We start from the raw sequence: 13,376 nt of genomic DNA on the forward strand, positions 1-13,376 counted from the left end.
AGGGCGCGGTCGAGCGACCGCGCCGGGAGACTTTAACCGATTACGAACAGCGGCTGCCCGAATTCGACAGGCTGGCCGTTTTCCACCAGGATCTTGGTGACGGTGCCGGAGATATCGGCATCGATTTCATTCAGGAGCTTCATCGCTTCGATGATGCACAGGGTATCGCCTTCCTTCACGGTCGAACCGACGTCGACGAATGCCGCGGCACCAGGTGCCGACGAGCGGTAGAACGTACCGACCATCGGCGACTTGACGACGTGGCCGGTCGGTTCGGCCGGTGCGGCCGGGGCGCTGGCGACTGGCGCGGCGGCCGGCGCATGCATGGCCGGTGCCGAGAATTGCTGCACGCCTTGCTGCGGCACCATGACCATCTGATTCTGCGGGATTGCGGAGGACTTGACGATGCGGACCTTGCTTTCGCCTTCCGTGACTTCGAGTTCGGCGATATCCGACTCGGCGACGAGGTCGATCAGTGTTTTGAGTTTTCTTAGATCCATGTGAAACCCCTTGGAATTATTTGTTTAAGAGCATACGGCGCGTCGGGTGGTGCGCACTTTCGCGCGGAATGCGTGAAGTTGACGTAGATTAACGCTGTTTCAGCGCGAAGTCGATGGCAAACCGATATCCATCAGCACCGAGCCCGCAGATCGTGCCTTGCGCGATCGCCGACAAAAAAGAGTGGTGCCGGAATTCTTCGCGCTTGTAAATATTAGAGATGTGCACTTCCACGAACGGAATGTCCACGCCGGCAAGCGCGTCGCGCAGCGCCACGCTGGTATGGGTCAGTCCGCCCGGGTTGATCACGATCGCGTCCACACCCTCCTGGCGGGCAGCGTGGATACGGTCGATCAGCGCTCCTTCATGGTTACTCTGGAAACAGGCAATTTCCGCCCCGGCCTCCTGTGCCTGGGCGGTGGCGGCCCGCTCGATGTCGGCCAGCGTCGTCGCGCCGTACACCGCAGGCTCACGCGTCCCCAGCAAATTCAAATTGGGGCCATTGAGCAGCAGTAGCTTTTTCGCCATGTTGAACCGTCAGTTTGCCCGAAAGACAGGCATTTTGCCGCCAACGTTACGTGTTGGCAAGCGATATAAATCACCCGGAAAATAAGTGAACGACCGTTCGCCGGTCGCCCGCCGGGCCCTACAGCTTGGCCAGGTCGGCGCGCACCTGGTCGAACTTCAAACGGCCCAGGTACGTCTTGCGAACCTGCCCATCTGCGCCGATCAGCACCGTAAATGGCAGCCCGCCATTCGCGTTGCCGAGGTTGCGCGCGAGGTCGGTGCCACCCATGCCGCCTACGTACAATGGGTAGGAAATCTTGATTTTGCGGGCAAACTCGGCGAGGTTCGACGGCGAATCGATGCCGATGCCGATCACGTTGAAATGCTTGCCGCCGTCCTTGGCCGCCAGTTCCGACAGTTCCGGCATCTCCGACACGCAGGGTGCGCACCACGACGCCCAGAAATTCACGAGCAGGGGCTTGCCCTTCCACTGGCCGAGCGCCTGCGGCTTGCCGGCGAGGTCGTTCAGCGAGGATGCATACAGGTTCGTAACGGGCGTTTGCGGCCGGCCATCCGTCTTGTCATATGTCGTCGTCAGCGGGCCCTTGGCGTCCTGCTTGACGCCGGCGATGGCGCCGAGCACGGTGAAGGCGGCAGCCAGCGCCACGTAGCCGGCCAGGTGTTTTTTATTCATCTTGTTCGGAAGAGTCATTGTTCATCAGGGTGCGGAGCGCGGCGGCGTCGGCGCGCTGCAGGCGGCCGTCCGCACGGGGTTTCAGGGCGCCCCGCAGGTCGTTCATTTCATACAGCTCGGCATGCACCATTTCTTTTTGCCACATGAAGCTCACCGTTTCGACGGGATCGTGGCGGCCGCCCTTGAAGTGCGGCGTTTCCGAGATCTCGATATTGACGTTGCGGTTCAGGAGCCAGATCTCGACGTCCTTGGCGCTGTCGGCGAACAATTGTAAGTGGATGTCGTCGTATTCGCCCGCCGTGCCGTTCAGCACGGGGCCCGTGATATAGGGGCGGAAATCGGCCAACAGCTCCATCACTTCGAGGGCCGCGCTGCGCATGTGTTTTACACGCGCCGCCTGGGACGGGCCCTGGAACAGGCTCTGGTAGCGGCGTACCTCGTCTTCGACTTGTATATTGTCCGGCAGATAATTCGGGGACGGGCGATCGACGCCGAGCACCTGGCGCGCCGCCTTCGTCTTTGCCGTGGAATAGTCGGCGCCGTCCTGGGCGATCATGCGGGCGGCCGTCGCGGCGATGCGTGCGCGCACCTGCAGAAGGTCGTCGTTTGAATTGGGCATCATGTCCAAATCATACCCTTGAACGCGAAATGGCATCGCGTCACTGGCGTGCCCCGCCTTGACTATAGTCTTCCACCAGGCGCAGCACGGCCTTCGATTGGTAGCCCCTGGCCAGCGCGCTCAACCGGTTGGCGAACGGCCGGTAGCGTCCGTCCAGCGCAGCCAGCCGCTCGGCTTGCGCGACGATGTCCTGCATGTGGCCCGAGCGTGCGAGCTGGAGCAGCACTTCCATCTCGGCGGCGGGCGGCGCCACGATGGGCCCCTCGGCCGGCAGTGCGGCCGGCTTTTCCGCGCCATACGTCCATTCCAGCTGCAGCAGCCGGGCGATGTGCTCCAGCAACCGGTCCGTGTCGAGCGGCTTCGGCAGGAAGGCATCCATCCCGGCCGCCAGGCATTCCTCGCTGTCGCTCGTCGACACGCTGGCCGACAGCGCGATGACCGGCAAGCCGCGGAACGCCTCCTGCCGGCGCAACCGGCGCACGACTTCCAGGCCGTCCAGCCGCGGCATGGCGACGTCCAGCAGCACGAGGTCGGGCCGCAGGCGTTGCACCTGGGCCAGCGCGGCCTCGCCGTCGGCCGCCTCGGCGACCTCGAAGCCGAGCGACGTCAGCAGGTCGGTCGCCACCGCCCGGTTCTCGGCGACGTCGTCGACGACCAGCACGGTCCGGCGCGGGCCCGTATAGCCGGTCACGGTGCGAGAGACGGCCGCGGCCGTCAACGCCTGCACCGGCGGCGCCCGCACGTCGAAGCGGAACGTGCTGCCCCGGCCGAGGTCGCTGTCGACCCGGATGTCGCCAGCCATCAGGCGCACGTACTGGCGGCTGATCGTCAGGCCCAGGCCCGTGCCGCCCAGGTGCCGCCGCACGTCGCCGGCCTGCTCGAACGGCTCGAAGATCGTGTCCAGCTGGTCGGCCGCGATGCCGATGCCGGTGTCGCGCACCTCGAACGCGAGCCGGTCGGGCGGCACGAAGCGCACCTGCAGCGTGACCTGGCCGGCGTCGGTGAACTTGACGGCGTTGGACAGCAGGTTCAGCAGGACCTGGCGCAGCCGCTTCTCGTCGACCCGGACCCAGGCCGGCAGGTCGGGCGCGAGGTCGCATACGAGGTGCAACTGTTTTTGCGCCGCTTTCACGCCCACGATGTCCGCGATGGTCTGCACGAAGCGGGCGAGGGGGATGTCGGTGGCGTACAGTTCCATCTTGCCGGCCTCGATCTTGGCCATGTCGAGGATGTCGTTGATGAGGGTGAGCAGGTGCTCGCCGCTCTTGCGGACGACGTTGACGCCGGCCAGTTGGCGCTCGGTCAGCGTCGGGTCGCGTTCCAGGATCTGGGCGTAGCCGAGGATGCTGTTCAGGGGCGTGCGCAATTCGTGACTCATATTGGCCACGAAGGCACTCTTGGCGCGGCTGGCCGTTTCGGCCGCCTCGCGTGCCTGCCGCTCCGCCTCGGCCTGCTTGTGCGCGGACAGGTCCAGCACGAAGGCGACGCCCTGGTCGGGCGCGTCGTCGAACAGGACGGCGCCGATCAACACGGGCACGTGGCTGCCGTCCTTGCGCCGGAACGCTTTCTCGTACGGTGTGCACGTCCGCGTCGTGCGCACCTCCTCCATTTTTTGCGCGTCGATGGCCTTGAATTCCGGCAGCGTCATGGTTTCCCAGCGCACGTTCCCCGCGAGCAGGTCCGCACGCGAATAGCCGATCATGTGCAGGAACGCATCGTTGGCGTCGCTGATGCTGCCGTCGACGTCCCAGAAGAAGATGCCGATGATGCTGGACTCCACCAGGCGCCGGATGCGGGCTTCGCGCGCCTGCAGGCTGGCGTACAAGGTGGCGTTTTCCAGCGAAATGGCCGCCTGCGACGCGAGCAATTCCAGCACGGCCAGGTGGTTGCGCGTGAACGCGCGCGGCGCGAGGCGGTTTTCCAGGTACAGGATGCCGACGAGGTTTGCCTGTTTCGCGAGGGGGATGCACAGCACCGAGCGCGGCGGCGGCTGCTGGACTCGGAAATACGGGTCGTCGGCGAACGGGTGCGGCGCGGCGACGTCGTCCAGCAGCACGTTCTCGCGCACGCGCGCCACGTAGCGCAGCAGCGACTCGGGCAGCGCCGCGGCGCTGACGGCGGTCCCCCGGAGGATGACGTCGATCCCCGCATGCGTGCCCAGTGCCTCGGCTTCGACCTTGAACCCGTCCGGCGCCGGCAGGATCAGCAGGCCCCGGTCGGCGCCCGCATGTTCGACGGCGATCCGCATCAGGGTTTCGATCAGCGCGGGCAGCACGATCTCGCGCGACACGGCCTGCGACGCCTTGACGACCGTGGCGATGTCCAGCTGCCGGTTCGACGTGTCGCCGGCCAGGCCCTGCGCCGGCGCCAGGTTGCCGGCGGGCCGGGCATGGTGCCGGTCGAGCTGCGCCACCTTGCCGTCCGCCCCGTAGCGCGCATAGCCGGCACGGGCCTGGCGCAGATAGGTCGCCGCGATCTCCGCGAAGCCACGCGCCCGGTAGAAGTTCGCCGCCAGTTCGTAGGCCAGCGCTTCGTTCTGCACCATGCCTTGCTCGCGCGCGGCCGCGATCGCTTCTTCGTAATGCCGCATTGCCTCCATGTCGCGCTGCTCGATGCGGGCGATCTCGGCGGCAACGAGCGCGGCGCGCGTGCGAAAATTGTCCGGGCAGTTCTCCGCCCACGTCGCGATCTGCTGGTGGTGGGCGGCGAGCGTTTGCCTGAGCACCGGTCTGGCGTCGGCCGGCGCCGTGTCGTAGTGGGCCGCGCTCGCCAGCGCGTCGTAGAAGTGATACTCGGCCAGCTCGAAGAACGACGGGAGCGTCCACAGCAGCGTGCATGCGCGCGTAGCGGCATCGATGGCGCCGCGCGCATCGCCGTCGAAGAAGCGGATCTGCAGCTTGCGGATCCAGTACGAGCAGGTGGACACCGCCAGGTGCGGATCCTGTTCCAGGTGCCGCCGGAAATCGTCTTCGCTGCATGTCGTGCCGGGGGCCAGCTCGAATCGCTGCGGCAGCCCGCGCAGCGCGCGCATCAGCATCAGCTGCCCGTTCATCGTGGCGATGACGAGGCCGAGCCGGGTCTTGTGCACAAAAGCGGACAATTGTTCCGCTTCGCGTTGCACGTCGCCGAGGGATGTACCCTCCGCCAGCCGCAGCGTGATCAGGCAGTTGCAGCAATACGAGGCGTAGACGAGGTTGCCGCTCTCGCGGGCGGCGTCGAACGCGCGCCGCACGGCGTCGATGCCCGCGCTGACATGGCGCGACCATGGGCTGATCAGGAAGCCGAACCCGAGATAGGTCTGGGCCTTGAAACGCTGCAGGCCGCGCTGCTCGAGCAGGTCGAAGCCGAGCTTGCCGAAGCGATAGCCGGCCCGGTAGTCGCCGAAGTGCGGACCGAGGACCGTGCCCAGCGCGACATACGCGAGGCACGAGGCGTCGCTGTTGCCGTGCTCCATGCTGATGTTTGCCATGTGCGCGGCGATCAGCGCGAGCAGGTTCGCATCCGTGTGCAGCGCCGGCGCCTGGCCCCACATGAGGACTTCCAGGGTGCCGCGCCACGCAGCGTCCGTCATCGGAGGCAGGTCGATGAGGTCTTCGATGGCGCGGTTGCCGATCCGCTGCCACATCGCGTCGAACTCGCGCCTGACGTCGGCGTCGGTCGGATGCGGCGACCACGCGATGCCGAGGCGGCGCAGGTAGTCGATCACCGCCAGCACGCTCAGGTCCGGCCGGTCCAGCATCGCGTACAGCGCGGTCTGGGCGCAGGCGACGGCGGCCGCGTCCACGAGGCCGGACGCGCGCTGCGCCAGCCGTGCCAGCCGTTCTTCCGCCGCGGACGTTGCGCCGGTCAGCGATTCGCATTCGGCCTGCCCGAGTTCGAGGGCGAAGGCCAGCGCATACCGGCTGTCCCAGCAGTCCGGCGCGAGCAGGCCGCAGCCGGTCGTGAAGAAGCCCAGCGCCGATGCGTACGCGGTGGCCGTCGCGGCGCGCCTGCCCGCCATCAGGTTCAGTTCGGCCAGGCGCGTCCGTTCGGCGTCCGCCGTCATCAGCGCGGCGCCCCGGTTCAGCTGGCTCACGACGTCGAACACGGCGTCCGCCAGCGCGTCCGGTCGTGTACGGGCCAGCAGCAGCCGGCCGATGCGCAGGTGCGCGGCCGGCCGTTCGGCGGCGGGGATCAGGGAATACGCGGCTTCCTGGACGCGATCGTGCAGGAACACATACGTACCGCGCTTGCGCCACACGAGCCCGGCACGGTGCGCTTCCCACAGCGCGCGGTGGCTGGCGTCTTCCGGTTCTCCGCGCACGAGCGCCAGCGTGGCGGCGTCGCCCGCGTTGCCGAGGCACGCGAGCTGGCGCACGGCGTCGCGGGTCATGTCGGGCAGGCGGGCCAGCTTCGCGACCAGCAGTTCGACGACGTTGTCCGTGTAGCCCTTGGCGTGGATGCGCTCGACGTCCCACATCCAGGCCGCCTTGTGCGCGTCGAAGGCGAGCAGTCCCTCGTCGTGCAGTGCCATGACGAACTGGATCGCGAAGAACGGATTGCCGGCCGTTTTCTCGTGCACGAGCGCCGCCAGCGGCGCGATGGCGCGGCGCGTCCGGTGCAGGGAATCGGCCAGCAGGTGGGCCACGTCGTCGACCGACAGCGGGGCCAGGACGATTTCCGTGACGTCGATGCCAGCCCGCCGCAGCGCGTCCAGGCGCAGCATCAGGGGGTGGTCGGGACCGACTTCGTTGTCCCGATAGGCGCCGACCAGCAGCAAATAACGCACCTCGCCCTCGGCGATCAGGCCGTTCAAGATGCGCTGCGTCGCCGCATCCAGCCATTGCAAGTCGTCGAGGAACAGCACGAGCGGGTGCGCCGGCTGGGCGAACACGCACAGGAAGCGCCGGAACACCCGCTGGAAACGGTTCTGGGCTTCCAGCGGCGCCAATTCCGGTACCGGCGGCTGTGCGCCGATGACGAGTTCCAGCTCCGGCACCAGGTCGATCATCAGCTGGCCGCACGGATGGACGGCGTCCAGCAGCGCCGCGCGCCACCGGCCCAGTTCCGCTTCGCTCGTCCCCAGCAGGCGGTGCACGAGCATCTGCAACGCTTGCGCGAGCGGTGCGTAGGGAACGTCCCGTTTGAACTGGTCGAACTTGCCGGACGCGAAAAACGCGCGGGGCCCCACGATTTCCCGCTGCAATTCGTTGACGACGGCCGACTTGCCGATGCCCGCATAGCCGGACACGAGGGCCATCCGGCTGTCGCCCGTCGCGACCACGTGTTCGAACGCGTCCATTAAAGTGCGCACCTGGGCTTCGCGGCCGTACAGGTGTTCCGGCACGCGCAGCCGGTCCGGGATGTCCTGCCGGCCGAGGCGGAAGGGCCGGATGGCGCCGTGGGCGGCCCATTGCTCCCGGCAGCGGCGCAAGTCCGCCACGACGCCGGCCGCGGACTGGTAGCGCGCCTCGGGCATTTTCGCGAGCAGCTTCATGACGATGGCCGAGACGGGTTCCGGTACGCCGGGACTGCGTACGGCGGGCGGCACGGGCTCGCGGGCGATGTGGCAGTGGATGAGTTCCAGCGGGTCCGCGGTGGCGAACGGCAGTTCGCCGGTGAGCATGCGGTACAGGATGATGCCCAGGGCGTAGAAGTCGCAGCGCGCGTCGACGGAACGGTTCATGCGGCCCGTCTGCTCCGGCGCCAGGTAGGGCAGGGAACCGGTGATGATCTCGGACGGTTCCAGGTCGTGGCGCTCGCTGGGCAGTCGCGATGCGCGCCCGAAGCCGAGGAGGCGTACCTGTTCGCCCTGCACGAGGACGTGGGCCGGCGCGAGATCCTGATGGATGAGGCCGCTGGCATGCACATGGCCGAGCGCGTCGGCGAGGGAGATGCCGAGTGCGAGGGCGGTGTCCACGGCGAGCGGGGCGCCGAGGCGGCTGTCCAGCAGGTCGCCGCCGGGATCGTCCAGCAGCAGCACGAGCCGGCCCGCCTCGTGCATCAGGGCACGGGGGCGCACCGCCCAGGCCGGATCCAGCTCGGCCCTGAGCGCGTACTCGTGTTCCAGACGCGCCAGCGTCGCGGGTGCCGGGTGCTCGTCCAGGGCGGTCTGCATCAGGAAGGACGTCGCGTCGCCGGCAAAACCCCGGTAGCAGGCCAGTTCACCATCCTGCCCGAGGACGTCGACGCGTTTCCCGTGAAAGGTAGTCATCTCAGCATCCGAAGCACACCAAACGATTATATAGTTCATCAATCTGTATAGGTGGGCTCGTTGCCGCCGTGTCGAAACGGCCGCTGCGGGGGATGAGGTGTTTGGTAGAATCGCGTATTCGCTATTTCAACGATCCCTTCGGCACGTCATGCACATCCATATCCTCGGCATCTGCGGCACCTTCATGGGCGGCCTCGCGGTGCTGGCCAAAGAGGCCGGCCACCGCGTCACCGGGTGCGACGCCAACGTCTACCCTCCGATGAGCACCCAGCTCGAAGCCCAGGGCATCGAGCTGATCCAGGGGTACGGGCCCGACCAGGTGAACTTGAACCCGGACCTGTATGTCGTCGGCAACGTGATGACGCGCGGCAATCCGCTCATCGAGGAGATTCTGAACCGCGGCCTGCCGTATGTGTCCGGGCCGCAATGGATTGGCGACCATATTCTGCGTCACAAATGGGTGCTCGCCGTCGCGGGCACGCACGGCAAGACGACGACGTCGTCGATGCTCGCGTGGATCCTGGAAGACGCGGGCTATTCGCCCGGCTTCCTGATCGGCGGCGTGCCGCTGAACTTCGGCGTGTCCGCGCGCCTATCCGGCGAAACCGACTCCGACTTCTTCGTGATCGAGGCGGACGAGTACGACACGGCGTTCTTCGACAAGCGTTCGAAGTTCGTGCACTACCATGCGCGGACGGCGGTGCTGAACAACCTCGAATACGACCACGCCGACATCTTCCCCGACATCGGCGCCATCGAGACGCAGTTCCACCACCTCGTGCGCACGGTACCCGGCGTCGGCCGCATCGTCGTCAACGGCGACGAGGCGTCGTTGGCGCGCGTGCTGAAGCGCGGCTGCTGGAGCGAAAAGGAAAGCTTCGGCAGTTCCGAAGGTGTCAACTGGAGCCTCGTCGAGCATCCGGGCGGTTCCAGCTTCGACGTGCTGTTCGACGGCGTGCAGCAGGGCACCGTCCACTGGGACCTGACCGGCCACCACAACCGCAGCAATGCGCTGGCCGCCATCGCGGCCGCGCGTCACGTGGGCGTGCCGCCCGCGCAGGCGATCGAGGCGCTGGCCCGCTTCCAGAGCGTCAAGCGTCGCATGGAAGTGCGCGGCGCCGTCAACGGCGTGACCGTGTACGACGACTTCGCGCACCATCCGACGGCCATCGCGATGACCGTGGGCGGCCTGCGCCAGAAACTCGGCACAAGCGGCAGGATTCTCGCCGTGCTGGAACCCCGTTCGAACACGATGAAGCTGGGCGCGATGAAGGATGCGCTGCCGGGCAGCCTGAAGGATGCCGACCTCGTGTTCGGCTTCGGCAGCCAGCAGGCACTCGGGTGGTCGCTGGCGGACGCGCTGAAACCGCTGGGCGCCAACGCGCACAGCTTCGACCAGATCGACTACCTCGTGCAGGCCGTCGTCCAGGCCGCGCAGCCGGGCGATCACATCCTCGTGATGAGCAACGGCGGCTTTGGCGGCGTGCACCAGAAGTTGCTGGAGGCATTGGCGGCATGAGCGGGATCCCGCATCTGCTTTATTTGCACGGCTTCCGCTCGTCGCCGCGTTCGTTCAAGGCGCGCGTCGTGCAGCAGCGGATGGCCGCGGCCGGCCGCGCCGACCTCCTGATCTGCCCGCAACTGCCGCCGTCGCCGCAGGCCGCGATGGCGCTCGTGCTCACCCTCGTCGAGCGCTATGCTGCAAAGGGCCCGGACGAACTCGCCATCGTCGGCTCGTCGCTGGGCGGTTTCTACGCGACGTGGCTGGCGGAACGCTTCGGCTGCCGCGCCGCGCTGATCAACCCGGCCGTCGACCCGTTGCAAGACCTCGACAAGCACGTCGGCATCACGACGGAGTGGCACACGGGCGAGCCGTTCGAATTCAAGCGCGACTACATCGCCGAGCTGGCGGCGCTGAAGGTCGGACAGATCACGCGGCCGGAGCGCTATTTCCTGCTGGCCGCCACCGGCGACGAGGTGTTGGACTACCGCGACATGGTTGCGCATTACGCAGGGGCGCACCAGCACGTCATCGAGGGCAGCGACCACGCCATCTCGGAATTCGAGCAGTATGTCGACGAGGTGCTGGCATTCTGCCTGACGGGGGAAGTACAAGGCTCGGCCGGATCGGACACGGCAAGGTGAGGCCGGCGTCGCTGCGCCGGGCCCGCTGGCTGGCGCATCCGGACGGGGTCGGCGCCCCGGCCGCCATGCGCGACTGGCTCACGACCCCGGGCTCGCTGACGGCGCGCCTCATCGCGCATAGTGGGCATTTCCGGGTACAGAAACTGCGCCAGGCCGGCAATATGTGCCTGGCGGACGAAGCGGCCGCGATCGGCCTCGCGCGGCCCCAACGCGTGTGGGAACGCGAAGTGCTGTTGCGTTGCGATGACCGCCCCGTCGTGTACGGTCACACGGTCGTGCCGATGAGCGCGAGCGCGAGCGACTGGCCGCTGTTTTCGGCGCTGGGCGAGCGTTCGCTCGGCACCACGCTGTTCTACGATCCGAAGGTCACGCGCGGCGAGCTCGAATTCGCGCGGCTGCGCCCCGGCCATCCGCTGCTGGCCCGCGTGCACGACGTGCTCGGCATCGACGGCCCGCTGCACGAAACTTATTTTGCGCGGCGTTGCCTGTATCGCCGCCGCCAGGGCGTACTGCTCGTCACCGAGGTCTTCCTGCCGGCGGTACTCGACCTCGCAGCGCCCGCAACCCACATGAATACGAATACAAAATGAACTTATTTTTCGAAGAGTCCGGTGATTTCAAGGTCGGCACCGTGTTGTCGCAGGCGGGCGAGGCCTACCAGGTCGAGATGCCGAGCGGGAAGCGCACCAAGGTCAAGGCGCGCGACGTGCTGCTGCAGTTCGACAAGCCGGACCCGGGCACCTTGCTGGAACAGGCGAAGGCCGTCGCGGCGGACGTCGACCTGGAATTCCTGTGGGAAGTCGCGGGCCAGGACGAATTCGGCTTCGCGGAACTGGGCGCCGAATACTTCGGCCATGCGCCGCTGCCGTTCGAGGCGGCCGGCCTCGTGCTCGCGCTGCATGGCGCCCCAATCTATTTCTATAAAAAGGGCCGCGGCCGCTACAAGGCCGCGCCGGAACAGTCGCTGCGCGCGGCGCTGGCCGGCATCGAAAAGAAGAAACAGCAGGCCATCGTGCAGGCCGCGTACGTCGAGGAACTGAAGGCCGGCACGCTGCCGCAGGCGATGCAGCCGCTCGTCCAGCAACTGCTGTTCAAGCCGGACAAGAACAGCATCGAATACAAGGCCCTCGAGACCGCGGCCGACGAATTGCAGACGACGGCGCCGCGCCTGATGCTGTCCACGGGCGGCATCGCGTCGGCGAAGGACTTGCACATGGGGCGCTTCCTGTTCGAGCACTTCCCGCGCGGCGCCGGCTTCCCGCCGGTCGCAGTGCCGGTTCCTCCGTCGGACCTGCCGCTGGCGAACGTGGCCGCGTTCTCGATCGACGACGTGACGACGACCGAGATCGACGACGCGTTCTCCGTCGAGAAGCTGGACGACGGCACCGTGCGCGTCGGCATCCACATCGCGGCGCCGGGCCTCGGCATCCGCCCCGACGACGCCATCGACAAGATCGCCCGCGCGCGCATGTCGACCGTGTACATGCCGGGCGATAAGATCACGATGCTGCCGGACGAGGTCGTCAATGCGTACACGCTGGCCGAAGGCAGCGACTGCCCGGCGCTGTCGCTGTACGCCGTGCTCGACCCGGCCACGTGGACCGTGCTGTCGACGACCACGCGCGCCGAACGCGTGCCCATCAAGAACAACCTGCGCCACAACGACCTCGATGAAGTCGTCAACGAAGAGACGCTGAACAGCGGCGAAGGCGATTATCCGCACAAGACGGAGCTGGGCCTGCTGTGGCAATGGGCGCTGCAGCTGGAAGCGGGCCGCATGAAGAAGCGCGAGGCGTTCGGTTTGAAACCCGAGCAGGCCAACCGCGTCGACTTCAATTTCTACGTCGAGGACGACGTCGTCACGATCGTGCGCCGCAAGCGCGGGGCGCCGCTGGACAAGATCGTCGCCGAACTGATGATCTTCGCGAACTGCACGTGGGGCAAGCTGCTGCACGACAGTGGCGTGCCGGGCATCTACCGCTCGCAGGGCCCGGGCGCCGGCGGCTGGGCCGCCAAGATGCAGGTGCGCATGGTCACGCACGCGGCGCCGCACCAGGGCCTGGGCGTCGATCAATATGCGTGGTCGACGTCGCCGCTGCGCCGCTACACGGACCTCGTGAACCAGTGGCAGATCCTCGCGTGCGCCAGCAACGGCGTGACGGCGCCGCTGGTCGCGCCGTTCAAGCACCGCGACGCCACCTTGTTCTCGATCGTGTCCGCGTTCGACGCCGCGTACGCCGCGTATAACGACTTCCAGCAGAACATGGAGCGCTACTGGTGCCTGCGCTGGCTGGCGCAGGAGCATGCGAAGCAGGTCGATGCCGTCGTGCTGAAGGATGAGGTGCTGCGCCTCGTCGAGATTCCGCTCGTGATCCGCCTGCCGGGCATGCAGCAAGTGGCGCGCGGCGCGCAGGTCCGGCTGGACATCGTGCGCTGGGACGAGGTCGACCTGGCGCTGGAGGCGCGCCTGCTCGAGGTGGCTGCCGTGGCTCCGGAGGCAGCCGAGGAGCTGGGGCTGGACGAGGAAGAGGAAGGCGCGGACACGGGCGAGGCGGCGGCAGCCGAAGCGGCCGAGGCCGAAGGGGCGGTGGCCGTCACCGATCCGGAGACGCAGACCGATGTGGCGGGCGAGCAGGCCGATCCGGAGACGCCGCGGGCGGCGTAATCGCTAAATTGATGCGTTGAAACGATGACAACGTGTTGTTATTTACCGAGTGCGG

General features: G+C 67.2%; 9 protein-coding genes. 4 read left to right on the top strand and 5 right to left on the bottom strand.

Translation table 11 applies throughout. The features are described 5' to 3' along the window. Window positions 1–32 precede the first annotated feature (32 nt). From accB to NX784_RS10060, 5 genes are all read right to left on the bottom strand, one after another. Window positions 33–500, bottom strand: a complete 468-nt coding sequence (accB, locus tag NX784_RS10040; RefSeq protein WP_166863890.1) for an acetyl-CoA carboxylase biotin carboxyl carrier protein — start codon at window positions 498–500, stop codon at window positions 33–35. 88 nt (window positions 501–588) lie between these two features. Continuing rightward, window positions 589–1,026, bottom strand: coding sequence for a type II 3-dehydroquinate dehydratase (gene aroQ / locus NX784_RS10045; RefSeq protein ID WP_166863891.1), 438 nt, complete (start codon window positions 1,024–1,026; stop codon window positions 589–591). Window positions 1,027–1,144: 118 nt separating this feature from the next. Continuing rightward, a complete protein-coding gene (locus tag NX784_RS10050) occupies window positions 1,145–1,699 on the bottom strand; it encodes a TlpA family protein disulfide reductase (RefSeq protein WP_258816511.1) in 555 nt (184 codons plus the stop codon). Further along, a complete protein-coding gene (locus NX784_RS10055; RefSeq protein WP_258816512.1) occupies window positions 1,692–2,321 on the bottom strand; it encodes a hypothetical protein in 630 nt (209 codons plus the stop codon). The genes NX784_RS10050 and NX784_RS10055 overlap by 8 nt, the downstream gene beginning before the upstream one ends. A gap of 37 nt (window positions 2,322–2,358) precedes the next feature. Then, window positions 2,359–8,511: an AAA family ATPase gene (locus NX784_RS10060; RefSeq protein WP_258816513.1), complete on the bottom strand. Its 6,153-nt coding sequence runs from the start codon at window positions 8,509–8,511 to the stop codon at window positions 2,359–2,361. Window positions 8,512–8,608: 97 nt separating this feature from the next. On the opposite strand from NX784_RS10060, the gene mpl reads away from it, so the two are divergent. The 4 genes from mpl to NX784_RS10080 are packed head-to-tail and all read left to right on the top strand — an operon-like array spanning window position 8,609 to window position 13,321. Then, the gene (mpl, locus tag NX784_RS10065; RefSeq protein ID WP_370662922.1) at window positions 8,609–10,030 is read left to right on the top strand and encodes a UDP-N-acetylmuramate:L-alanyl-gamma-D-glutamyl-meso-diaminopimelate ligase; all 1,422 of its coding nucleotides are present in this window, start codon (window positions 8,609–8,611) and stop codon (window positions 10,028–10,030) included. Continuing rightward, window positions 10,027–10,656, top strand: a complete 630-nt coding sequence (locus NX784_RS10070; RefSeq protein WP_258816515.1) for a YqiA/YcfP family alpha/beta fold hydrolase — start codon at window positions 10,027–10,029, stop codon at window positions 10,654–10,656. The genes mpl and NX784_RS10070 overlap by 4 nt, the downstream gene beginning before the upstream one ends. Continuing rightward, the gene (locus NX784_RS10075; protein ID WP_258816516.1) at window positions 10,653–11,246 is read left to right on the top strand and encodes a chorismate--pyruvate lyase family protein; all 594 of its coding nucleotides are present in this window, start codon (window positions 10,653–10,655) and stop codon (window positions 11,244–11,246) included. The genes NX784_RS10070 and NX784_RS10075 overlap by 4 nt, the downstream gene beginning before the upstream one ends. Further along, window positions 11,243–13,321, top strand: a complete 2,079-nt coding sequence (locus NX784_RS10080; protein ID WP_258816517.1) for a ribonuclease catalytic domain-containing protein — start codon at window positions 11,243–11,245, stop codon at window positions 13,319–13,321. Before NX784_RS10075 ends, NX784_RS10080 begins: the two co-directional genes overlap by 4 nt. Window positions 13,322–13,376 lie beyond the last annotated feature (55 nt).

Origin of the sequence: Massilia pinisoli, from assembly GCF_024753285.1 — a bacterium.
Taxonomy (GTDB): domain Bacteria; phylum Pseudomonadota; class Gammaproteobacteria; order Burkholderiales; family Burkholderiaceae_D; genus Telluria; species Telluria pinisoli.

Coding starts and splice junctions, on each gene's coding strand:
- accB (WP_166863890.1), bottom strand. CDS start 500: ATGGATCTAAGAAAACTCAAAACACTGATCGACCTCGTCGCCGAGTCG.
- aroQ (WP_166863891.1), bottom strand. CDS start 1,026: ATGGCGAAAAAGCTACTGCTGCTCAATGGCCCCAATTTGAATTTGCTG.
- NX784_RS10050 (WP_258816511.1), bottom strand. CDS start 1,699: ATGAATAAAAAACACCTGGCCGGCTACGTGGCGCTGGCTGCCGCCTTC.
- NX784_RS10055 (WP_258816512.1), bottom strand. CDS start 2,321: ATGATGCCCAATTCAAACGACGACCTTCTGCAGGTGCGCGCACGCATC.
- NX784_RS10060 (WP_258816513.1), bottom strand. CDS start 8,511: ATGACTACCTTTCACGGGAAACGCGTCGACGTCCTCGGGCAGGATGGT.
- NX784_RS10070 (WP_258816515.1), top strand. CDS start 10,027: ATGAGCGGGATCCCGCATCTGCTTTATTTGCACGGCTTCCGCTCGTCG.
- NX784_RS10080 (WP_258816517.1), top strand. CDS start 11,243: ATGAACTTATTTTTCGAAGAGTCCGGTGATTTCAAGGTCGGCACCGTG.